This window comes from Streptomyces lincolnensis, assembly GCF_001685355.1.
GTDB classification, from domain to species: Bacteria; Actinomycetota; Actinomycetes; order Streptomycetales; family Streptomycetaceae; genus Streptomyces; species Streptomyces lincolnensis.
The window spans coordinates 4,450,106-4,472,008 of record NZ_CP016438.1 but is presented as its reverse complement, the minus strand read 5'-3'; the positions used below and the strand labels follow the sequence as shown (position 1 = coordinate 4,472,008).

At 72.8% G+C, this 21,903-nt stretch carries 21 protein-coding genes; 11 read left to right on the top strand and 10 right to left on the bottom strand.

What is annotated here, in order from left to right; genetic code table 11:
- Nucleotides 1–30: 30 nt before the first annotated feature.
- The 4 genes from SLINC_RS19760 (at nucleotide 31) to SLINC_RS19745 (ending at nucleotide 4,611) form a co-directional block, all read left to right on the top strand.
- A complete protein-coding gene (locus SLINC_RS19760) occupies nucleotides 31–909 on the top strand; it encodes an SDR family NAD(P)-dependent oxidoreductase (protein WP_067434678.1) in 879 nt (292 codons plus the stop codon).
- Between the two features lie 110 nt (nucleotides 910–1,019).
- Nucleotides 1,020–2,174, top strand: a complete 1,155-nt coding sequence (locus SLINC_RS19755; protein WP_067434674.1) for an acyl-CoA dehydrogenase family protein — start codon at nucleotides 1,020–1,022, stop codon at nucleotides 2,172–2,174.
- Complete coding sequence (locus SLINC_RS19750) at nucleotides 2,174–3,223, top strand: Zn-dependent alcohol dehydrogenase (protein ID WP_067434672.1); 1,050 nt, start codon at nucleotides 2,174–2,176, stop codon at nucleotides 3,221–3,223. Before SLINC_RS19755 ends, SLINC_RS19750 begins: the two co-directional genes overlap by 1 nt.
- Before the next feature lie 134 nt (nucleotides 3,224–3,357).
- Nucleotides 3,358–4,611, top strand: a complete 1,254-nt coding sequence (locus SLINC_RS19745) for an MFS transporter (protein ID WP_067434669.1) — start codon at nucleotides 3,358–3,360, stop codon at nucleotides 4,609–4,611.
- On the opposite strand, the gene SLINC_RS19740 is transcribed toward SLINC_RS19745, so the two are convergent.
- Nucleotides 4,519–5,538, bottom strand: coding sequence for a GlxA family transcriptional regulator (locus tag SLINC_RS19740; protein WP_067434666.1), 1,020 nt, complete (start codon nucleotides 5,536–5,538; stop codon nucleotides 4,519–4,521). The two genes, SLINC_RS19745 and SLINC_RS19740, sit on opposite strands and share 93 nt — an antisense overlap.
- A gap of 84 nt (nucleotides 5,539–5,622) precedes the next feature.
- On the opposite strand from SLINC_RS19740, the gene SLINC_RS19735 reads away from it, so the two are divergent.
- A complete protein-coding gene (locus SLINC_RS19735) occupies nucleotides 5,623–6,927 on the top strand; it encodes an MFS transporter (protein ID WP_067434663.1) in 1,305 nt (434 codons plus the stop codon).
- 1 nt (nucleotide 6,928) lies between these two features.
- Here the strand turns inward: SLINC_RS19735 and SLINC_RS19730 are convergent, their stop codons facing one another.
- The 5 genes from SLINC_RS19730 to SLINC_RS19710 form a co-directional block, all read right to left on the bottom strand.
- Nucleotides 6,929–7,525, bottom strand: a complete 597-nt coding sequence (locus SLINC_RS19730) for a flavin reductase family protein (RefSeq protein ID WP_225988324.1) — start codon at nucleotides 7,523–7,525, stop codon at nucleotides 6,929–6,931.
- A 41-nt stretch (nucleotides 7,526–7,566) separates the two neighbouring features.
- Nucleotides 7,567–8,367 carry an enoyl-CoA hydratase/isomerase family protein gene (locus SLINC_RS19725; RefSeq protein ID WP_067434657.1) on the bottom strand — a complete coding sequence of 267 codons (801 nt, stop codon included), beginning with the start codon at nucleotides 8,365–8,367 and terminating at the stop codon, nucleotides 7,567–7,569.
- Nucleotides 8,358–10,583: an acetate--CoA ligase family protein gene (locus tag SLINC_RS19720; RefSeq protein WP_067434653.1), complete on the bottom strand. Its 2,226-nt coding sequence runs from the start codon at nucleotides 10,581–10,583 to the stop codon at nucleotides 8,358–8,360. Before SLINC_RS19720 ends, SLINC_RS19725 begins: the two co-directional genes overlap by 10 nt.
- A 207-nt stretch (nucleotides 10,584–10,790) precedes the next feature.
- Complete coding sequence (locus tag SLINC_RS19715; protein WP_067434649.1) at nucleotides 10,791–12,005, bottom strand: flavin-containing monooxygenase; 1,215 nt, start codon at nucleotides 12,003–12,005, stop codon at nucleotides 10,791–10,793.
- Between the two features lie 254 nt (nucleotides 12,006–12,259).
- Nucleotides 12,260–13,885 carry a subtype B tannase gene (locus SLINC_RS19710; protein ID WP_237282000.1) on the bottom strand — a complete coding sequence of 542 codons (1,626 nt, stop codon included), beginning with the start codon at nucleotides 13,883–13,885 and terminating at the stop codon, nucleotides 12,260–12,262.
- A gap of 193 nt (nucleotides 13,886–14,078) precedes the next feature.
- Here SLINC_RS19710 and SLINC_RS19705 point away from each other — a divergent pair, with 193 nt between their 5' ends.
- The 4 genes from SLINC_RS19705 to SLINC_RS19690 all read left to right on the top strand — a co-directional run bounded on the left by SLINC_RS19705 (nucleotide 14,079) and on the right by SLINC_RS19690 (nucleotide 16,959).
- Nucleotides 14,079–14,528, top strand: a complete 450-nt coding sequence (locus SLINC_RS19705) for a DoxX family membrane protein (protein WP_067434647.1) — start codon at nucleotides 14,079–14,081, stop codon at nucleotides 14,526–14,528.
- Nucleotides 14,525–14,947, top strand: coding sequence for a Zn-ribbon domain-containing OB-fold protein (locus SLINC_RS19700; RefSeq protein WP_067434646.1), 423 nt, complete (start codon nucleotides 14,525–14,527; stop codon nucleotides 14,945–14,947). The genes SLINC_RS19705 and SLINC_RS19700 overlap by 4 nt, the downstream gene beginning before the upstream one ends.
- Before the next feature lie 363 nt (nucleotides 14,948–15,310).
- Complete coding sequence (locus SLINC_RS19695) at nucleotides 15,311–15,949, top strand: GNAT family N-acetyltransferase (RefSeq protein WP_079164613.1); 639 nt, start codon at nucleotides 15,311–15,313, stop codon at nucleotides 15,947–15,949.
- Nucleotides 15,950–16,026: 77 nt separating this feature from the next.
- A complete protein-coding gene (locus tag SLINC_RS19690) occupies nucleotides 16,027–16,959 on the top strand; it encodes a GNAT family N-acetyltransferase (protein WP_067434644.1) in 933 nt (310 codons plus the stop codon).
- Here SLINC_RS19690 and SLINC_RS19685 read toward each other — a convergent pair.
- The 3 genes from SLINC_RS19685 to SLINC_RS19675 form a co-directional block, all read right to left on the bottom strand.
- Nucleotides 16,938–17,603 (bottom strand): pyridoxine/pyridoxamine 5'-phosphate oxidase, encoded by a 666-nt coding sequence (locus tag SLINC_RS19685; protein WP_067434641.1) that lies wholly within the window; start codon nucleotides 17,601–17,603, stop codon nucleotides 16,938–16,940. The two genes, SLINC_RS19690 and SLINC_RS19685, sit on opposite strands and share 22 nt — an antisense overlap.
- A gap of 33 nt (nucleotides 17,604–17,636) precedes the next feature.
- Nucleotides 17,637–18,065 carry a pyridoxamine 5'-phosphate oxidase family protein gene (locus SLINC_RS19680; RefSeq protein ID WP_067434638.1) on the bottom strand — a complete coding sequence of 143 codons (429 nt, stop codon included), beginning with the start codon at nucleotides 18,063–18,065 and terminating at the stop codon, nucleotides 17,637–17,639.
- A gap of 173 nt (nucleotides 18,066–18,238) precedes the next feature.
- The gene (locus SLINC_RS19675; RefSeq protein WP_067434635.1) at nucleotides 18,239–19,420 is read right to left on the bottom strand and encodes a thiolase C-terminal domain-containing protein; all 1,182 of its coding nucleotides are present in this window, start codon (nucleotides 19,418–19,420) and stop codon (nucleotides 18,239–18,241) included.
- A gap of 96 nt (nucleotides 19,421–19,516) precedes the next feature.
- On the opposite strand from SLINC_RS19675, the gene SLINC_RS19670 reads away from it, so the two are divergent.
- Together SLINC_RS19670 and SLINC_RS19665 are read left to right on the top strand one after the other, a co-directional pair.
- A complete protein-coding gene (locus tag SLINC_RS19670) occupies nucleotides 19,517–20,704 on the top strand; it encodes an acyl-CoA dehydrogenase family protein (RefSeq protein ID WP_067434632.1) in 1,188 nt (395 codons plus the stop codon).
- Nucleotides 20,701–21,171, top strand: coding sequence for a nitroreductase/quinone reductase family protein (locus tag SLINC_RS19665; RefSeq protein ID WP_182449201.1), 471 nt, complete (start codon nucleotides 20,701–20,703; stop codon nucleotides 21,169–21,171). The genes SLINC_RS19670 and SLINC_RS19665 overlap by 4 nt, the downstream gene beginning before the upstream one ends.
- Before the next feature lie 43 nt (nucleotides 21,172–21,214).
- On the opposite strand, the gene SLINC_RS19660 is transcribed toward SLINC_RS19665, so the two are convergent.
- Complete coding sequence (locus SLINC_RS19660; protein ID WP_067434629.1) at nucleotides 21,215–21,838, bottom strand: LysE family translocator; 624 nt, start codon at nucleotides 21,836–21,838, stop codon at nucleotides 21,215–21,217.
- Nucleotides 21,839–21,903 lie beyond the last annotated feature (65 nt).

Below are 21,903 nucleotides of genomic sequence, written 5' to 3'. Positions count from 1 at the left end.
TCCGTCAGAAACCGCGGGAAGGGGTCCGGCGTGGGGAACTTCTTGGCAGGCAAGGTCGTCGCCGTGACGGGTGCCGGGCGCGGTATCGGCCGGGCGGTGGCCCTGGCCGCGGCGGCCGAAGGGGCGCAGGTCGTCGTCAACGACTACGGCGTCTCCGTGGACGGAGCGTCCCCCACCAGTGAGATCGCCTCGGGCGTGGTGAAGGAGATCGAGGCGGCCGGCGGGGAAGCGGTCGCCGTCGCCGACGACATCTCCACGATGGCGGGCGGGCAGCGGGTCGTCGATGTCGCGCTGTCCTCCTTCGGGCGGCTCGACGGGGTGGTGTGCGTCGCCGGGATCCTGCGCGAGCGCATGCTGTTCAACATGGCCGAGGAGGAGTGGGACCCGGTCATCGCCACGCATCTGAAGGGCACGTTCACCGTGTTCCGGGCCGCCTCCGCGGTGATGCGGCAGCAGCGGGCCGGGACGCTCATCGGATTCACCAGTGGGAATCACCAGGGGTCGGTCTCCCAGGCCAACTACAGCGCGGCGAAGGGCGGGGTGATCTCGCTGGTCCGCAGTGCGGCGCTGGGGCTGCACAAGTACGGGGTGACCGCGAACGCGGTGGCGCCGGTGGCTCGTACGCGGATGTCGGCGAAGGTGCCGGGCGGGTTGGTGGAGATCGGTGAGCCGGAGGATGTGGCGGCGCTGGTGGTCTATCTGTTGTCCGACGCGGCTCGGGCTCTGGGGGTTACCGGGCAGGTGTACACCGTTGCGGGGGCGAAGATTGCGGTGTGGGCGCAGCCGAGGGAGTTGCGGGCTGTGTATGCCTCCGGCGGGTCCTGGACTCCGGAGATGATCTCGGAGGTTTTGCCGGGGTCTGTGGGGGTGGATCCTATGCCGTTGCTTGTGCGGGGGCCGGATGCCTAAGAGCTCGGGGGGTTCTGTCCACGGGCGGCTGCGGGTGGTTCGTGGTTGTTCGCGCAGTTCCCCGCGCCCCTGGGTTGGCTGACTCGACCGGTGTTGAGAGGAGAGCCCTCGTGGAGTTTGGGTTCACTGGTGAGGATGAGGTGTTCCGGGGTGAGGCGCGGGAGTGGCTTGCGGCTCATGTCGAGGGGGCCTCCGACCGTCGGAGTTGGGAGCGGACCCTCGGCAAGTCCGGGTGGATCGGGCTGGGTTGGCCGGAGAGTGGATATGGCAATCGGAGTGCCACGCTGACTCAGCAGGTCGCCTGGGCCGAGGAGTACGCGCGGGTGGGGGCGCCTTCGCGGTCGGGGCATATTGGGGAGAATCTGCTGGCTCCGACGCTGCTGGCTCATGGGACGGAGGAGCAGAAGTCGCGGTTTCTGCCTCCGGTCGCGGCCGGGGACGAGCTGTGGTGTCAGGGGTACAGCGAACCGGGTGCCGGGTCGGATCTGGCGGGGGTGCGGACGAAGGCCGAGCGGGGCGCGGACGGGACGTACCGGGTCAGCGGGCAGAAGATCTGGACGTCGCTCGCGCAGGAGGCGGACTGGTGCTTCGTACTCGCTCGCAGCGATCCGGAGTCGCGGCGGCACCGCGGGCTGACTTTTCTGCTCGTTCCCATGGATCAGCCGGGGCGGATCGAGGTGCGGCCGATTCGGCAGATGACCGGGACGAGTGAGTTCAACGAGGTCTTCTTCGACGGGGCGTGTGCGCGTGCGGAGCATGTGGTGGGGGGCGAGGGGGGCGGCTGGCGGGTCGCGATGAGTCTGCTCGGGTTCGAGCGGGGGGTGTCGACGCTGGCCCAGCAGATCGGGTTCGCACGGGAGTTGGGGCGGGTCGTGGAGCTGGCCGTGGCGACCGGCGCGGTGCGGGACTCCGTCGTACGGGAGCGGCTGGTGCGGCAGTGGGCCGAGTTGCGGGTGATGCGGTGGAACGCGTTGCGGACGCTCGGGGGTTCGGGGGACCAGGGGGCGCCGAGTGTGGCCAAGGTGCTGTGGGGCGGGTGGCATCAGCGGCTGGGGGAGCTGGCGATGCTGGTGCGGGGCGCGGCGGGGGCGGTGGGGCCCGGGGAGTGGTCGGCCTCTGCGCCGTACGAACTGGACGAGTCGCAGCGGCAGTTCCTGTTCTCGCGCGCCGACACGATCTACGGCGGCTCCGACCAGATCCAGCGCACGATCATCGCCGAGCGCGTGCTCGGTCTGCCGAGGGAGCCGAAGGGCGGGGCTGTGTGATGCGTGGCGTGGTGTTCGACGGCAAGCGGGTCGAGGTCGTGGACGATCTCGTCGTACGGGATCCCGGGCCCGGTGAGGTGCAGGTCGCGATCTCGGCGGCGGGGCTGTGCCACAGCGACCTGTCTGTGGTGGACGGGACCATACCTTTCCCGGTTCCTGTGGTGCTGGGGCATGAGGGCGCCGGGGTGGTGGAGGCCGTGGGCGCGGGGGTGCGGCATGTGGCCCCCGGGGATCATGTGGCCCTGTCCACGCTCGCCAACTGCGGGGCCTGCGCCGACTGCGACCGGGGGCGGCCCACGATGTGCCGGCAGGCGATCGGGCGGCCGGGGCGGCCGTTCACGCGGGGCGGGCAGCCGGTGTTCCAGTTCGCGTCCAACTCCGCCTTCGCGGAACGGACCGTGGTGCGGGGCGTGCAGGCGGTGCGGATCCCGAAGGACATCCCGATGCCGTCGGCCGCGCTCATCGGGTGCGGGGTGCTGACCGGGGTCGGTGCCGTGCTGAACCGGGCCGGGGTGAGGCAGGGGGACAGTGTGCTGGTGATCGGCACGGGCGGGATCGGGCTCAACGTCATCCAGGGCGCGCGCATCGCGGGCGCGCTGCGGATCGTGGCCGTGGACGCCAACCCCGCGAAGGAGGCGGTGGCCCGGACGTTCGGCGCGACCGACTTCCTGACCTCGACGGAAGGGGTGCGGGACCTGCTGCCCACCGGGGCGGACCACGCCTTCGAGTGCGTCGGGCGGGTCGAGCTGATCCGGCAGGCGATCGACCTGCTGGACCGCCATGGACAGGCGATCCTCCTCGGCGTCCCGCCCGCGGGCGCCGAGGCGTCCTTCCTGGTCTCGTCGATGTACCTGGACAAGTCGATCCTGGGTTGCCGGTACGGGTCGTCGCGGCCGCAGCGGGACATCGCGGTCTACGCCGAGCTGTACCGGCAGGGGCGGCTGCTGCTGGACGAGTTGGCGACGCAGACCTATCCCGTCGAGGACTTCGAGAAGGCGGCGGGGGACGCGGAGGCGGGCCGGGTGGCTCGGGGGGTGCTGACGTTCTGACGTGTCTGTGCCCGGCCGGGGTTGTCCACAGGCTCCGGGAAACCGGGTTGTCCACAGGGCGCCGGAAGCGGGGTTGTCCACAGGCTGCGGAAAATCCGTGGGGGCCTGTCGGTGCCGACGCATAGCGTCGACGCATGACCTACCGTGACGTCGCCTCCCAGCAGGTCCTGATCTGGGCCGGCGCGGCCGTCGCCGCCCGTATGCCGGTCGCCATGGCGCCGTTGGCCCTGGTCTTCCTGGTGCGGGAGCGGCCCGGCGGCTACTCGCTGGGTGCGGCGCTCGCAGCGGCCTATGTGCTCGGCGAGATCGCCGGGGCGCCGGTCCTCGGGATGCGGCTGGACCCGGCCCGGGGCCGGCGCCATCTGACGCTCGGCCTCGCGGGCGGAGCGGTGGGGTTCGCCGGGCTCGGGGTACTGGCGGGGGCGCACCCGCTCGTGCTCGGCGCGTTCGCGTTCCTCGCCGGTGCCGCGCCGGCCGCGGTGGCCGGCGGTCAGCGGACGCTGCTGACCTCGCTGATCCCCGAACGCGCCGTGGCGCAGGCGCTGTCCACCGAGTCGATGCTGATGTCCGGGGTGTGGGCGGTCTCCCCGGTCGCGGTCGCCGGACTCGCCCTCGGGATCGCCCCGCGCGTCCCGCTGCTCCTCGGGGCCGCGCTCATGGCGGCGGCGATCGTGGGCCACCGACTGCTGCCCGCCGGCTGGGGCGGGGCGGACGAGGACGGGGACACCGGCCGCGTAAAGGTCCGTGTGCTGGTCCGCGCCTGGCCGGTGTACGTCACGGGCGCGGCGAGCCTCACCCTGCTCGGCCTGGCCGAGCTGACCCTGCCCGCCCTGCTGGAGCAGCGGGGCATCGGCGTCGGCTGGTCCGGTCCGATGCTGGCGGGACTGGCCGTGGGAGCGGGCGTCGGGGCGTTCCTGTACGGACTGCGGTCGTGGCCGGGGCGGCTCCGGACGCGCAGTGTCGTCCTGATGGGCGGCATGTCGGCCTTCGTGGCGCTCGCCGCGCTGATACCGGGCGCGGCCGGGATCGCGGTCGCCCTCGTCCTGGCGGGCACGCTCCAGTCGGGTGCGCTGATCACCCGCAACCTGTCCCTGCGCGAGGCCGTGCCGCCCGGGGCCCTGGCCGCCGGGTACTCCGTGATGTACGCGGCCGCGGGCGCCGGTTACGCGGCGACGGGCTCGCTCGCCGGCACCCTGCTCCAGGTGGTCGCTCCGTCCACGGCCATCCTGGCCGGCGTGGGTCTGGGCCTGCTGCTGATGGCGCTCGGCTGGTGGGGGGAGAGCCGGCGGGCGGTGTCAGGCGCGGCTCGGGGAGCGGCCGTCGGTGTCGCCGCTGGTGCGGAAGGTGCGCCGATAGCCGGTGGGGGTGACGCCGAGCGCCGCCTGTAGGTGCTGGCGCATCGACTGGGCGGTGCCGAAGCCCGCGTCGCGGGCGACCTGGTCGACGGAGAGGCCGGTGGACTCCAGCAGGTGCCGGGCCCGCTCCACGCGCTGCTGGGTGAGCCACTGGCCCGGGCTGACGCCGACCTCCTCGCGGAACCGGCGGGTGAAGGTCCGCACCGACATGGCCTCCTGCTCGGCCATGTCCCGCAGCTGGATCGGCTCGTGCAGCCGGCCCAGCGCCCAGGCGCGCGCCGAGGTCGTGGTGGCCTGCTGCGGGTCCGGCACGGGACGGTGGATGTACTGGGCCTGTCCGCCGTCGCGGTGCGGCGGTACGACGGTGCGGCGGGCCACCTCGTTGGCGATCGCCGTGCCGTGGTCGCGGCGCACCATGTGCAGGCACAGGTCGATCCCGGCGGCGACCCCCGCGGAGGTCAGGACGTCGCCGTCGTCGATGAACAGGACGTCCGGGTCGACCTCGATCCGCGGGAAGAGCCGCTGGAGACGGTCGGCGTCGGCCCAGTGCGTGGTGGCGGGGCGGCCGTCGAGGTACCCGGCGGCGGCCAGGACGTACACGCCGGTGCAGATCGAGGCGAGCCGGGTGCCGGGGCGGATGTGCGCGAGGGCGGCGGCCAGTTCCTCGGTCAGGACGCCCTGTTCGAAGACCGGGCCGAGTTCGTAGGACGCCGGGACGATCACGGTGTCGGCGGTGGCCAGCGCCTCGGGTCCGTGCTCGACGTGGACGGCGAAGTCGGCGTCGGTCTGAACCGGGCCCGGCGGGCGGATCGAGCAGGTCACGACCTCGTACAGGTGCCGTCGCCCGGCGTCCTTGGGGCGGCCGAAGATCCGGTGCGGGATGCCCAGCTCGAACGGCAGCAGCCCGTCGAGGGCGAGGACGACCACGCGGTGCGGGCGGAACTCCGGGTCACGGCTCATGGCCCCATCGTATGGCCCGATCCTAGCGAATGCTGTCCTTCGGGCCACTCGATCGCGGTGGGCGCGGACCGGAAGCTGTAGGGCGTGACCCAGACAACCGAAGCCGCCGCCGTCCAGGAGACCGGCCCCCGGCGCCGCATCCGCATCCACCGGGCCTGGTTCGTCGCCGCCGTCACCTTCGTGACGATCATCGGCGCGGCCGCCTTCCGTTCCCTGCCGGGTCTGCTCATCGATCCCCTGCACCAGGATTTCGGCTGGTCGCGCGGCACGATCGGCGCGGCGGTCTCCGTCAACCTCGCGCTGTACGGGCTCACCGCCCCCTTCGCCGCGGCCCTGATGGACCGCTTCGGCATCCGGCGGGTGGTCGCGGTCGCGCTGAGCCTGATCGCGCTCGGCTCCGGGCTGACGGTGTGGATGACGGCGGCCTGGCAGCTGCTGCTGTGCTGGGGCCTGCTGGTGGGCCTCGGCTCCGGCTCGATGGCGCTGGCCTTCGCGGCGACGGTCACCAACCGCTGGTTCACCGAACGGCGCGGCCTGGTCACCGGCATCCTCACGGCCGCCTCGGCCTCAGGGCAGCTGATCTTCCTGCCCGTGCTGTCGTGGATGGTGGAGCGGCAGGGCTGGCGCCCGCCGGCGGTCACGGTGGCGCTGGCCGCCCTCGCCGTCGTCCCCTTCGTCTGGCTGCTGCTGCGCGACCACCCGGCCGACGTGGGCCTGAAGCCCTACGGCGCCAAGGAGTTCGTACCGAAGCCGGAACCGGTGCCCGGGGCGGCCCGGCGCGCGGTCGGCGTCCTGTTCAGGGCCGCCCGCACCGGCCCCTTCTGGCTGCTGGCGGGCACCTTCGCGATCTGCGGGGCCTCGACCAACGGCCTGATCCAGACCCACTTCATTCCCGCGGCCCACGACGAGCACATGCCGGTCCAGGCGGCGGCCTCACTGCTCGCGGTCATCGGCGTGTTCGACGTCATCGGCACGATCGCCTCCGGCTGGTTCACCGACCGCTTCGAACCGCGCCGGCTGCTCGCCGTGTACTACGCGCTGCGGGGCATCTCGCTGCTCTTCCTCCCGATGCTGCTCACCTCCTCGGTCCACCCGCCGATGATCTTCTTCATCGTCTTCTACGGCCTCGACTGGGTCGCCACCGTCCCGCCCACCGTCGCGCTGTGCCGCGAGCACTACGGCGAGGACAGCGCCATCGTCTTCGGCTGGGTCCTCGCCTCCCACCAGGTCGGCGCCGCCCTGGTGGCCTTCCTCGGCGGTGTCGCGCGGGACGTCTTCGGCTCGTACGACATGGTCTGGTACGCCTCGGGCGCGCTGTGCGCGGCGGCGGCGCTGATGGCGCTGGTGATCCGGCGCAGGCCCCCGGTGCCGACGCCGGTGGTGGCCTGAGTCAGACGAACCGGCCCTTGTGGAACAGCAGCGGTGCCTCGTCCTCGCCCGCGCCCGTCCCCAGCGCCTCCACCCGGCCTACGACGATGAGGTGGTCGCCGCCCGTGTGCACCGCGTGGATCGTGCAGTCGATCCAGGCGAGCGCACCGGCGAGACGCGGGGAACCGGAGGCGGGGGACGCGTCGTAGGCGACGTCGGCGAACTTGTCCCGGCCGCTCACGGCGAAACCGCGGCACAGCTCGCCCTGGTGGGCGCCCAGGACGTTGACGCAGAAGACCCCGGCGCGGGCGATCCGCGGCCAGGTCGTCGACGTACGGCCGACCATGAAGGCGACGAGGGGCGGGTCGAGGGAGAGGGAGGAGAAGGACTGGCAGGCGAACCCGGCGGGAGGGGTATCGCTGTCGGTGGCGGGTGCCGTCACGACGGTCACGCCGGTCGCGAAACTCCCCAGCACCCGACGGAACTCGGCCTGGTCGACCGGCGCCCGCTCGTCCTCGCCGACGCACCGCAACTCGGGTCGCGGCAGCGCCTCCACGGGCTGTGCCCCGGCCGCCCTGAGATAACGGACGGCGGCTTCGGCCATTCCGGCTTGTCCCATCACGCCCTCCATTGAACCTGACGGGGTGTCAGATGAGAAGGCTAGCGACCCCGGTACTCGGGGCTTCTGCGCTCCACGAAGCTCGCCACGCCCTCCCGCGCGTCCACGGTCGTCATGTTGATCTCCTGCGCGGCGGCCTCCGCGGCGAACGCGCCGGCACGGTCGGTGTCGAGGGAGGCGTTGACGAGCTGCTTGGTCAGGGCGAGGGCCCGGGTGGGCCCGGCGGCCAGCCGCTCCGCCCACGCGCGGGCGGTCTTGTCCAACTCGGCGTCCGGGACGACCCGGTTGACCAGACCGAGGCGTTCCGCGTCCGCCGCGGTGAGCGCGTCGCCGAAGAACATCAGCTCCTTCGCGCGCTGCGGGCCGACCAGCCGGGGGAGGAGGTACGCGCCACCGCCGTCCGGCACGAGTCCTCGCCGGACGAACACCTCGATGAACCGGGCGGATTCGGCGGCCAGTACCAGGTCGCAGGCGAACGCCAGGTGCGCGCCGAGGCCGGCCGCCGTGCCGTTCACCGCCGCGATCACCGGCTTCTCGCAGTCCAGTACGGCGGCGATCAGGCGCTGCGCGCCCAGACGCAGGGTCCGGGCCACGTCACCGGCGACCCGCTCCCCGCCCGTGGAGGCACCGCGCAGATCGGCACCCGCGCAGAAACCGCGGCCCGTGCCCGTGAGGACGACGGCCCGGACGTCCGGATCGGCCGACGCCCGCGCCAACAGCTCGATGAGTTGGTCCCGTTGGCCGGGAGTGAGGGCGTTGAGGGCCTCGGGCCGGTTGAGGGTGAGGTACGAGACCTGCCCGTCGGTCGCCTGCGTCACCTCGGTCACCTCGGTCACCGGCACACCACCAGCGCGTCCAGCGCCACCGCGCCCTGCCCCCGCGGCAGCACCATCAGCGGGTTGATGTCGAGCTCCGCGAGGTCGTCGCCGAGTTCCAGGGCCATGCGCTGCACCCGCAGGACGACTTCGACCAGCGCGTCCAGGTCCGCCGGAGGTCGCCCCCGGACCCCGTCGAGGAGGGCCCGCCCGCGCAGTTCGGCGCACATGGCCCGCGCCTGCTCCTCCCCGAAGGGCGGCACGCGTACGGCGGTGTCCCGCAGCACCTCCACGAGCACCCCGCCGAGCCCGACCGTCACGGTGGGCCCGAACAGCTCGTCCCGGGTGACGCCGACGACCATCTCGACACCCCGCTCGACCATCTGGCACACCAGGACACCGTCCAGCGAGACGTCCTCGTAGCGCGCGATGTCGGTCAACTCCCGGTAGGCGTCCCGGACCTGGCTCGCCGAGGTCAGCCCGACCTTGACCAGCCCGAGTTCGGTCTTGTGGGCGATCCGCGCGCCGGACGCCTTCATCACCACCGGGTAGCCCACCAACGAGGCCGCGCGCACGGCAGCCGCCGCACTGGTCACCAACTGCTCGCGCGGCACCCGGATGCCGTACGCCCGCAGCAGTTGCTTCGCCGCGTGCTCGCTCAGCTGCTGACCCGGGCGCACCAGTGCCTGCGCCTTGCGGAACGACGGCGAGGGGGTGCGCGGCGCCGAGTCGAACGGCGAGCGGTAGCCGGAGACGAAACGGTGGTGGTCGAGGTAGGCGCGCACGGCGGTGATGCAGTTGGCGACGGTACGGAAGGTCGCCACCCGCGACGAACCGAGCAGCACCTCGCGGTAGGCCGGCTCGGTGCCCACCGGCGAGCCCCACACCACGCACACCAGCTTGTCCGTCTGCTCGGCCGCGTCCACCAGGTCCCGCACGAGCCGGTCGCTGAGCGGCGGGAAGGGCCCGGTGACCGGGCAGACCAGCACGCCCACCTCCGGGTCGTCGAGGATCGCGTCGATGATCTTCCGGCCGCGCTCGTCCCCGACCGGGTGGCCGCCGTTGTCCACCGGGTTGGCCACACTCAGGTACTCGGGTATCCACTGGTGCAGTTCGGCCTGCCTGGCCTGCGACAGGGCCGGCAGGCGCAGCCCCGCCTCCGTGGCCAGGTCGGCGAAGTGCGCGCCCGTGCCGCCCGAGATCGAGTAGACGACGACACCGTCCGCGCGCGGCGGCCGGGACCGCGCCAACAGGGCGGCGGTGTCCTGGAGTTCGTCCAGCCCGTCGACGCGGATCACGCCGTACTGGCGCATCGCGGCGTCCACCACCGTGTCGGCGCCGGTGAGTTTGCCGGTGTGCGACGCGGCCGTGCGGGCGCCGGTCTCGGTGCGGCCCACCTTGACCGCGACAACGGGCACCCCGCGCCGGGCGGCCCGGTCGGCGGCGAGCAGAAAGGAGCGGCCGTCCTTGAGCCCCTCGACGTAGCAGGCGATGGCGCCGACCTCGGGCCGCTCGGCGAAGTAGGAGACGAAGTCGGCGGTCTCCAGATCGGCCTCGTTGCCGGTGGGCGCCCAGTGGGACAGGCGGATGCCGAGCTCCTGGAGGGCGAAGACGGGGCGGCCCTGGTGGCCGGACTGCGTGATCAGGGCGATGGCGGGGCCGTCGAGGTCGTCCCGGAAGTGTTCGAAGGCGTTCAGGTTGGTGTTGGGGCCCAGCATCCGCATCCCGGACCCGCCCACGGCCGCCGCGAGCCGGGCCTGCTCGATCGCCCCCTGCGGGCCCGTCTCGGCGAACCCGGAGGCGAAGACCACCGCGAACCTCGCCTTGGCCTCGGCCAGTTCCTCGATGACCGGAAGAGGGTCCGCGACCAGCAGTACGGCGAGGTCGACCGGCTCGGGCAGATCTGCCACGGCAGGGGAGCAGGGGATGCCGAAGACCGACGGGCGGGTGGGATGCACCGGGTGCAGCCGGGCCCCGACCCGCTCGGACCAGGCGAGCAGTTGCCTGGTGACACCCGTGTTGGGCCGGCCCTCGGTGTCCGAGGCGCCGATCACGGCGACGGACTCGGGCCGGAAGAAGCGGTCCAGATCGGGAACGGCGGCGTACAGCGGCCGGCCGCTGACATCGAGGTCGTCCACCTCGGCGGGCCGGCCGTGGACGGCGGGCCCGGGCTGCTCGCCGCAGGCGATGACCCGGGTCCGGCGGGAGTCGGTGGTGAGGGTGCCGTGGGTTGATCCAAGCATCGGTCCGCCCGCTCCTGTGTGACAGCAAGTAACTGACGCACTGTCAGATTACAGAACTGACGGAGCGTCAGGAATGGGCGTGCACACAGAAAGAACGGCCCTGGGGAGGCGCCGTCGCTCCAGCGTCCCAGGACGCGAGGGGAAGGGGAGGCGGCTTTCTCGCCGAAATACGGCAGCCGGATGGGCCTGTTGGGTCGACGGCGACCCTCAGGAGGGGAGCCGGGACAAGCGTCGTCCGCCGTCCTTCGTGAGAGCCTTCGCGATCCGCACCGCGTCGATGGCCATTTCACGGAGCATGCCGCTGATGGGGTTGGTGAAGCCGGTGAAATACAGGCCCGGGGCGTTCTCCGGGCAGCGGGGCCCGTGGACGACCGGCCTGCCGCGGGGGCCGAGGACGTCGAGGTGGCCGACGAGGCCCTCCAGGGAGCGGCTGTAGCCGGTGGCGGCGATGACGGCGTCGGGTTCGATCCGGGAGCCGTCGGCGAGGACCACCTTGCCGTCCTCGAAGCCCTCGACGGCGGCCACGACCTCGACGCTGCCCTTGCGGACGGCGTCGATGAGCCCGACGTCCTGCACGGGGATGGCGCCCTCGGTGACCCGCGAGTACAGGCCGGTGTCGGGGCGGGGCAGGCCGTGGGCGGAGAGGTCCGGCACGCTGACCTTCGCCACGGGCCGGGCCAGCCGGTCGACCAGGGGGACCGGCAGGCGCCGTACCAGGACACCGGTGTACTGGGAGGCCCAGCCGGCCGTCGAGCGGCGCACGATGTGCGGGGCGGTGCGCACCGACAGCCGGACCCGGGAGGCGCCGCCCTCCACCAGGTCCACGGCGATCTCGGCGCCGGTGTTGCCGACACCGACGACGAGGACGTCACGGCCGGCGTAGGCCCGCGGGTCGCGGTAGTCGCCGGCGTGCAGGAGCTCGCCGGTGTAGGTGGCGCGGCCGGGCCAGTCCGGGATGCGCGGGGTGTGGTTGTAGCCGGTGGCGACGATGACGGCGGCGCCGGTCAGTTCGCGGCCGCCGGTGGCGTGCAGCAGCCAGCCGGTGCCGTCGGCCGAGCGCTCGACGCGCGAGACCTCGACGCCGGTGACGATCTCCAGCTCGTGGAACTCGGCGTACTTCTCCAGGTAGCGCACCACGTCGTCCCGGGAGACCCAGCGGCCGAACCGGCGTGGCATCGGCAGTCCGGGCAGGCCCGACAGGCGGCGGGTGGTGTGCAGGTGCAACCGGTCGTAGTGGCGCCGCCAGGACGCGCCGACCCGGTCGGACTTCTCCAGGACCACGGCGCGGATGCCCTGGGCGCGCAGGGCGTACGCGGCGGCGAGCCCGCCGGGGCCGCCGCCGATGACGTAGACGGGGCGGTCGGCGGGGTGCGGCTCCGCGGGGTTCGCGGACGCGGGAGAGGACGCTGTGGAGTCGGCCATGTGCGCGAGCGTAACCAGGCACCGGATTGATGGGTCTCGGTCAAGACCGGAATTGGTTGCGGATTGATCACGGCTGTAGGAGCCGTGGGTGGAACCTGTGGCGTAGGTCTCCTGCGTGTGCGGATGGGGTGGCGGCTGCGGCATGCCCCATGCCGACGGCGCCGAGCCCGACGGGTGGGCGGGGGCTCGGCGCTGTGGCGGGCGGCGACGGAGACCGACGGGAAACCGGGGCCGCGGTCCTGAGGGGGGTGGGGCTACATCTTGTGGCCCGTCACCTTGGCGATCCAGGTGATGAAGTCGCCCGGGTCGGTGTTCGCGCCGTGGCCCTGGTCCCAGTAGTACAGGTGGTTGACGTCGTCGCCGAGGCCGTTCGCGGCGGCGGCGAGGTTGGCCGAGACGACGTGCGAGGTGTCGGTGTCGTTGGTGCCGAGGCGGATCCACCAGTGCTGGGAGCGGCCGGGGTTCTTCCGCTGAAGGTGGTACATCGGGTTCATCAGGTTCAGCTTCTCGGGGATGTCGCTCGCGACCCGCTTGCTGCTCAGGCCCGTGGTGTCGTTCCGGGCGCCGTACGCCGTGAAGTGGCGGGACTCGGTGGTGCCCGCGCCGAACAGGTTGTTCTCGCCCGCCGACAGGTCGAAGGCGTCGAAGGCCGGGGTGGTCTTCTTGCGGGCGCCCACGTGGGTGAGGAAGTCGGCCCACGTGAAGGTGGCCCGGCCGCCGGACCAGGTGATGAAGGTGTTCTTCGCCAGGTAGGTCTCGCGGGCGGCGGCCGACAGGGCGGCGAGGTAGCGGGTGGCCGACGGCTGAAGGTACTGCTCGACCAGGTACTCGTCGTAGGTGCGGGCGGTGAGCGCGCCGAAGCCGTTCAGGCCGCGCAGCCTCAACTGCGCCTGGTACTCGGCGAACTGGCCCTGGAGCGCCTTGGAGACCGTCTGGTCGACCTGCTTGCCGGTGCTGAGGGCGTTGGTGCCCCAGTTCCACTCGTAGGCGCCGTCGGCGTGCTCCAGGTCGGTGATCGGGCACCAGGCGCCGGTCGCGAAGATCGCGTCGCTCGCGTCGGCGGCGCCGATCTCCTGGAGGAGCTTGTCGTAGAGCCGGCTGTCGCCGGAGGCGCCGAGCAGGGCCGACAGGGCGCCGCCCGCGCTGGTGCCCGCCGAGACGATGCGCTCGACGTTGCCGGGGATACGGCCCTTGTTGAAGCGGATGTAGCGGACGGCCGCCTTGAGGTCGACGATCGCGGCCGGGGCGGTGCCGTAGTACTCGCCGCCGGAGCTCTTCAGGGTGCGGCCGCGGGCGCCGGGCTCGACGACGACGTAGCCGGCGGCCAGGGCCAGGAGCTGGTTGGAGGCGAGGGCGCCGCCGGTGGCGTTGGTGTTGTCGTTGGCGCCGGGGGCCGATGGGCTTGCGGAGGCGCTCGCCGAGGGCGCCCCACCGGGAGCTCCGCCGCCCGTCCCGCCGCCCATGCCGCCCGCGCCGATCCCGGTCGCGTTCGCGACGGAGGACGGCATGTAGCCGCCTATGGAGTTCGCGAGGAGGATGGGTGCGCCGGTGGCGTCGACCGCCTTGCCGTCGATCTTGACGGGGACGCTGACGTTCAGGCTCTGGTAGGTCTCGTCGACCGGCTCGGCGCAGTAGGTGACGGCCTTCCAGAAGTGGTAGGTCACCGCGTGCTCGGTGCCCGCCGTGTCGGTGACCGTGGTGGTCAGCTCGGTGTACGCGTCCTTGTCGAAGACCAGGGACCCCGAGGGCGAGGACGCCGACTCGTCGGAGGTCCCGCTCGCCGCCTGGGCGGACAGGGCGATCCCACCCACGGCCGCGACGCCCGCGGTCGCCCCGATCCCGATGGTGACGTTCCTGCGCTTGACTGCCCTGTGCTTCACGGTCGGCCTCTTCCTCGATCTCTCGTGGTTGCGTCAGCGAACGTAATCGAGCCGTGGACGAAATTGCCAACAATCCAGGGGTATTCAAGGGGTGCTCAGAGGTATTCATGGGGGACCCACAGCTTCACGAGGGACGTACGGGGTGGGTCGGGGTGGGTTCCGGGATTCCGGCATCTGACGTACCGTCAGATTCATGGACTCGATCTGGCTCACCGGTGCGCAGTGGCTGGCCGTGCTGCGGATAGGGCTCGGGGTGTGGTGGCTGGAGAGCTGGCGGCACAAGGACAAGAGCACGTGGTTCGAGGGCGGCGGGATCACCTGGGCCGCGGGTATCGCCGCCAAGCACCGGTGGACCGCGGTGCGCAGCGGCTTCGACGTCGTCGTCACACCGCGCCCGAGGACCATGGCGTACGTCGTCGCCTACGCCGAACTCGCCCTGGGACTCGGCCTGATCCTCGGCTTCCTGACGCCCCTCGCGCTGGTCGCCGGACTGTTGCTGAACGTCCTCTACTTCACCCTCATGATCCACGACTGGGCCGAGCAGGGGCAGAACTCGATGATGGCGCTGATCTCCCTGGTGGCGCTGTTCGGGATGTCCTGGCAGAGCTGGTCGCTCGACAGCGCGCTGGGGCTCTTCCAGTGACCGGGCCTCCCGCGCCTCCCGCCGGGAAGGGCGCCCGTTTCGACATCCCCGAGGCCGACGCCTTCACCCGGACCTACTGGGACGCGGCCGCGCGCGGACAACTGCTGATCCGGCGCTGCGGGGCGTGCGGGCGATTCCACCACTACCCGCGCGAGTTCTGCCCCCACTGCTGGAGCGAGCAGGTCACCTGGGAACCGGCCAGCGGCCGCGCCACGCTCTACACCTGGTCCGTCGTCCACCGCAACGACCTGCCCCCCTTCGACGACCGCACCCCGTACGTCGCCGCCGTCGTCGACCTCGCCGAGGGGCCGCGGATGATGACGGAGATCGTGGACTGCGCGCACGACGCCCTGCGGGCCGGGATGGAGCTGGAGGTCGCCTTCCGGGAGGGGGTTCCGGTGTTCCGGGTGGGGCGGTGAGGGGCGCCGGGCTCGGGGACTGTCCGGCGGATCATGTCGCGGTCGCGGCCGGGGGCCTGGCACGCCCTCCCCTTCCTTGGAGGCGTGGGGGGACTCGCAGTGGCGTTGTCGTCGGTTGCCGATGCTCCGCGTCGCTGCCCTCCTCCGCCTTGCGGCTGCACGCTCCCCCGCACTCGATGCACTCGCGGGAGGCCCAGTGCCCCCGCTCACCGGCGCCGATCGGGCGCCGGTGGATGCCTACGACCTGATCCGCCGGACAGCCCTGGCGCGGTGAGGCGGCCGGTGCGATGCGGTGCCGTGGCCGATGTTCCGGGTGCCGGTATTCCGGAGGAATCGGCGTGACGGACCGGCTTCAATGGCCCGATGGCCCACATCGACGACCAGTACGGCACCCGTCCCTCCTCATCCGCCCCACCCTCGTCCTCCGCCCTCTTCCCCTTCCCCGAACTGCACGGCCACGGGCTGCGGCTGCGTGCCTGGGACGCGGACTCGGAGGCAGATGTGGAGAGCTGGCTGCGGGGGTGCTCGGACCCGGAGTTCCGGCGCTGGAACACACCGCTGAAACCGGTCACCGACATCGGCAGCGCCCGCGCCTCCCTGCTCTCCAAGGTCGCGCAGGCGGAGGACGGGACCACGGCGACGTACTGCGTGACGGACGCCGGGACGGGCGTGCCGCTGGGGCAGATCAGCGTCAACGCCATCCACCACGAGCTGAGCCGGGCCCGCATCGGCTACTGGGTCCTCCCCGAGGCCCGCGGGCAGGGCGTCGCCACCCGCGCCCTCGCGCTCGTCACCCACTGGGGCCACACCGACCTCGGCCTGCACCGCCTGGACCTCGACCACGCCGTCGGCCACGACGCCTCCTGCCGCGTCGCCGAGCGGTGCGGCTACCGGTACGAGGGCACCCTGCGCGGCTCGATGTTCGAGGCGGGCCGCCAGGACGCGTTCCGCGACGCCCATCTGCACGGCAGGCTGGCGACGGATCCGCTGCCGGGCGGGTGAACTTCCGGACCGGGCAAGTGCGTTGACGCTCCGGAAATAAAGAGGCGGCGTCACTTTCCCCCGCGCGACCATGAACCATGCGCCCCGACGCCTGGCACCGCACCGAAGACCTCGACCGCTTTCTCGCCCGCGCCGGAGACTTCCTGCGCTCGCGGCCGGCCCTGCACACCGTCCTTCTGACGGTGACCGAGGGGCTGCGTACCGGCGGGCCAGGCAGGTACGGCGATGAGCCGCCCGTCTTCGGCATGCTGGAGCGGGACGGGACGGTACGGGCGGCCTACTTTCGGACGCCGCCGTTTCAGCTGTACGTCACCGCGCTCACCCCCGAGGAGGCGGTGGTTCTCGCCGCCCATCTCGCGGATGTCGGCGGTCCGTTGCCCGGTGCCGGTGGGGAGCGCGAGACCGTGGCCGCCCTCGCCGCGGCCTGGCAGGCGCGCACGGGTGCAGAGTTCGTCCTCCGTCACCGCCAGCGGCTGTACCGGCTCGGTGAGTTGACCGTGCCGGAACCGGTCCCGGCCGGGCGGGCGCGGATCGCGGACGTGGCGGACCGGGGTCAACTCGTCCGCTGGTACCGGGAGTTCGTCGCGGAGGTCGACCATCCGGCCAACGGCGCCGAAGCCTGGGCCGACGCCCGGCTCGCCTACGGCGGCGTCACCTTCTGGGAAGCACCGGACGGCACCCCCGTCTCCATGGCCGGAGTGACCCCGAAGGTTGCTGGCCAGGTCCGCGTCGCCCCCGTCTACACCCCGCCCCACCTGCGCGGCCGGGGATACGCCGGGGCGGCCACCACCGAGGTCAGCCGGGCCGCGCGGGACGCGGGCGCGGACGAGGTGCTGCTCTTCACCGACCTGGCCAACCCGACCAGCAACGGCCTGTACCAGCGGATCGGCTACCGCCCGGTCGCGGACTTCGCGGTCTACGACTTCCAGGGCGGCCGGGAATCCCAGGGTGGCCAGGACTCCCAGGGCCCCCGCGCGCCCCGAGACCGTCAGGGCCAGAGCAGTTCCTGACCCCACCCCTCGTCCGTACGGCGGTAGACGAGCCGCACATGCCGCCGCCGCTCGTCCCCCTGGAAGAACTCCACCTCCTCGGGCCGCAGCCGGTAGAGCGTCCAGGTGGGGACGGGAGTAGCGGGCTCGCGCAGCGCCCGCTCCCAGGCCGCCTGCGAGACCTGGGCCAGCTCGTCGAGTGAGCCGAGGACCTGGCTCTGCCGGCCGGTGAGGGCGGCGGCCAACGCACCGGTGGAGCGGGCATGCAGGTCGGCCTGTCCCTCCTCGGACGGCGCGGCGGTGACCGGCCCCCGCACCCGGACCTGCCGGCCCAGCACCGGCCAGTAGAAACCGAGGGCGGCGTACGGGCGGGCGGCGAGGTGCGTTCCCTTACGGCTGTCCGCGTGCGTCGCGAAGTGCCAGCCGTCGGTGTCGGCGCCGTGCAGCATCACGGTCCGTACGTCCGGCCGACTCTCCGCGTCCGCCGTGGCCAGGGACATGGTGTGCGGTTCGGTCTGCCCGGCCGCCACCGCCTCCGCGAACCACGTGGTGAACAGGTCCAGCGGGGTCGCGGGGGCGGCGGCCGGGTCGAAGGACGCCAGCGTGGTGACCTCCGCGTCCCACACCCGCAGTGACCTCAGCAGCTCGTGAAGATCGGTTCCCATCCCCCGATTGTCACGCCTGCGCAGCCGTACGGCTCACAGGGAACCGATCTCGGACGACACCCACCGCTCGGGCCGCATCCGGATCATCACCTGTTCGCCGTGGCTCTTCAGGGCGAACTCCACATAGCCGTCCACCTTCTCGGCCGGCAGGTAGCGGGCGGACATCTCCCGCAGCTCCTCCACGGTGAAGGGCCTGGTGTCGACGACCGGGCCCTCCGCCGACACGTACCGCAGGGTGGGCTCGACCCGGTCCACCATGAGGGAGAAACGCCCCGCCGCGCGGATCAACTGGTGCTTGCGGGAGTCGAGCCCGGTCAGGATCCAGATGTCACCGCCCGGTTCGTACTGGTACCAGATCGGCAGGGTGAGCGGTGCCCGCCCCTCTCCCGCGTCCACCGCCAACGCGGCGACATGCGGCTCGGCAAGGAACTGTTCACGCTCTGCGCGGGTCAGGGCAGCCATGCTCTCCTCCAGCGGTTCGGGCGTCGTAGTCCTGCCACGCCTCAACAACCGCCGGGGCGGCCCGTGTTCCCGCTTCCCGCGACGGATACGCCCCACGGCCGACGGACACGCCCCACGGCCGACGGACACGCGCTACCGGCGACGGACACACCCCACGGTCGACGGGACACGCCCTACGGGCAGGCCCGGCCCAGCACCACCGTCCCGGACGAGCAGAACCAGCCCCCCGTCCCCGAGGCCACCCCCAGCTCCGGCGGACCACCGCCGCCCCGGCGCCGCACCTGCCGCGCCCCCGCCTCCCCGCGCAGCTGGCGCACCGCCTCCACCAGCAGGAACAGCCCTCGCATACCCGGGTGTTGGGCCGACAGCCCGCCGCCGTCGGTGTTGACGGGGAGTTCGCCGCCCTCGACCAGCAGGCGCCCCTTCTCCACGAACGCCCCGCCCTCGCCCTTCCCGCAGAAGCCGAGGTCCTCCAGGGTCACCAGGGTCATGTAGGTGAAGGCGTCGTAGATCTCCGCGAAGTCGATGTCGTCCGGGCGGACGCCGGCCCGGGAGAAGGCGAGGCGGCCGCTCACCGCCGCCGGGGAGACGGTGAAGTCGGGCCACTCGGACATCGAGGAGTGGGAGACGTGCTCGCCGGTGCCGAGGATCCACACGGGGGCGGTGCGGCAGTCCTGGACGTACTCCTCGGCGGCCAGCAGGACCGCCGCCCCGCCGTCGGAGCGGAGACAGCAGTGCAGCTTGGTGAACGGGTCCGCGATCATCGGTCCCGCCATCACGTCCTCGACGGTGACCGGGTCGCGGAACATCGCCTCCGGGTTCAGTGCCGCGTTGGCCCTCGCCTGGACCGCCACCGACGCCAACTGCTCGATGGTCGTGCCGTGTTCGAGCATGTGGCGGCGGGCGGCCATGGCGTACTTGGCGATGAGGGTGTGGCCGTAGGGGACCTCGAACTGGAGCGGTCCCCGGGAGCCGAAGGAGAGGGTGCCGGTGCGGCGGCCTGCCCGGATGTCGGCGCGGGCCGTCGAGCCGTAGACCAGCAGGACCGCGTTGGCGTGCCCGGCGGCTATCGCGTCCGCCGCGTGGGCCGCCATGACCTCCCAGGTGGAGCCGCCGACGGAGGTGGAGTCGACCCAGGTGGGGCGCAGGCCCAGGTACTCGGCGACCTCGACGGGGGCGAGGGTGCCGAGGCCGGCCGAGGCGAAGCCGTCCACCAGGGAGCGGTCCAGGCCGGCGTCCGCCAGGGCGCGGCGGGCCGCCTGGGCGTGCAGGGCGTAGGGGGTCGCGTCGTCCACCCGGCCGCAGTCGGAGAGGGCCACCCCGATCACGGCGACGTTCCGGCTCCCGGGAGTCATGAGCGGCCTCCAGCCTGTGGGGATCTCGTCCGGCCTCTGTGCATCTCGTTGCGGCACTCCTAATATGACGGACCGTCAGATACGGAGGGAAGAGCCATGGACGCCAGCTTCACTCCCGAGCAGGACGGGATCCGCCGCACCCTCCGCGAGCTGCTGCGTGCCCGCCTCGGCCCGCACGAGCTGCGGGCCGCCGTCGACACCCCGGCCGGCCACGACCCCGCACTGTGGGCCGCCCTCGCCGGACAGCTCGGCCTGCCCGGCCTCGCCCTGCCCGAGCGGTACGGCGGTGTCGGCGGCACGGTGACCGACCTCGCCCTCGCCTGCGAGGAGACGGGCCGCTTCCTCGCCCCCTCACCCCTGTTCGCCACCGCCGTGCTGACCGCGCCCCTCGTCCTCGCCCTCGGCACCGAGGCCCAGCGCACGGACCTGCTGCCCCGCCTCGCGTCCGGCTCCCGCACCGCGACCCTCGCGGTCCCCGGCACCCACCTGGCCACCGCCCTCGCGCTCACGGGGGAGAACGGCGGGGGCGGCTGGGCGGGCGGCGGCCGGGCCGGCGGGGTGCAGGCCGCGCGGGCCGGCGACGGCTGGCGGCTGTACGGGCAGACCGACCAGGTGCTCGACGGGCACAGCGCCGGGCTCCTCCTGGTCGCCGCGCACGCCGGCGGGTTCGCCCGCTCCCGCACCCTGCTCTTCCTCGTGCCCGGCGACGCGCCAGGCCTCGTCCGGGTACGGCAGACCGCCCTCGACCAGACCCGGCCGCAGGCGCGCATCCAACTACGGCACGTGGACGCCGAGTTGCTGGGTGACGAGACCGCCGAGGCCCTCCCCGCCCTCGCCGCCGCCGGGGACACCGCCGCCGCCGTCCTCGCCTGCGAGGCCGTCGGGGCCGCCGACCAGGTGCTGGCGCGGACCGTGGAGTACGTGGGGCAGCGCGAGCAGTTCGGGCGGGCGATCGGGTCCTTCCAGGCGGTCAAGCACCGGCTGGCCGACGTGTACGTCCAGCTCCAGGCGGCCCGCTCGGCGGCGTACTACGCGGCCTGGGCCACCGCCCAGGGGGAGCGGGTCGGCGGCCTCGCCCTCGCCCAGGCCCTGGAGGCCCTGCGCACCGCGGCCGCCGAGGGGATCCAGCTGCACGGTGGCATCGGTTTCACCTGGGAACACGAAGCCCATCTGTACTTCAAGCGCGCCTCGGGCGACGACCTGCTGTTCGGGCCCGTGCACCGGCTGCGGGCGCACGCCGCCGACGGGGCGCGGCTCTTCCGGGGCCAGGAGGTGACGGTGTGAACGGGATGCGGCTGGTGCAGAGGATCTCCTCGATGCGCGGCTTCGCCAAGGTCGCCCCCTACGTCTTTCCCGCGCTCGACAAGGCCGTCCACCGCCTCACCCGCGGCCGGGTGCTGGTCAGCGCCCGGCTGCTGCCGGGCGTGCTGCTGACCTCGACCGGCGCGCGGACCGGGCAGCGCCGGCGGACCCCGCTGGCCTGCATGCCCGAGCGGGGCGGCGAGAGCTGGATCCTGATCGGCTCCAACTTCGGCCGCCCCGGCCACCCCGCCTGGACGGCCAACCTCCTTGCCCACCCCGACGCCGAGGTCAGCTGGAAGGGACGGGACATCCCCGTCACGGCCCGGCTGCTGGAGGGGGAGGAGCGGGCGGCCGCGTGGAAGCAGGTGCTGGTCTTCTGGCCGCCGTACGCCACGTATCAGCGACGGGTGGAGCGGGAGATACGGCTCTTCCGCGTCGTACGACGTTGATCGTGGCCGTACGACGGTGATCGCTGTCGTACGACAGTGATCGCTACAGCGTCGCCAGCCGCTGCACCAGCAGGAACGCCCCGATGCCCAGCATCGCCGCCCCCGAGGTCCGGGTCACCGCCCGGGCGGCGGCCGGGCGGGCGCCGAGGAGGGCGCGGGCCGTGACGCCGACGGTCAGATAGACGGCGGCGCAGCACGCCATGTGGAGGAGACCGAGGGCGGCGGTCTGTGCGGCCACCGGCAGGTGCCCGCTCCCGGTCACCAGGAACTGCGGCAGGACCGACAGGTACAGCAGCAGCCCCTTGGGGTTGAGGCCGCTGATCGTGGCACCGCGCAGGAAGACCCGGGCGCGGCTCTCGGCCAGGCTCTCCCCGGCCGCCCCCGGGGTGCCGGGCCGGCGCAGCACGCTCCAGCCCAGCCACACCAGATACGCCGCCCCGGCCGCCGTCAGTGCGGTCAGCAGGCCCGGCGAGCGCGCCACGAGGACCGCGAGCCCGGCCACGGCCAGCACCGTGTGGAGCGCGTACCCGGCGACCAGGCCCGCCACCGCCGACGCCACCGACCGGCCGCGCAGCCCCGCGGAGATCGCGTAGGCCCAGTCGGCGCCCGGTACGCACACCAGCAGCAGGTCGACGGCGAGGAAGGAGAGGAGGGTCGCGGAATCCATGGGGGCGACATTAGGTGCGATCGACGCGAATGTGTTGTCGAAGTTTGCCCATGATCCGTGGAAGT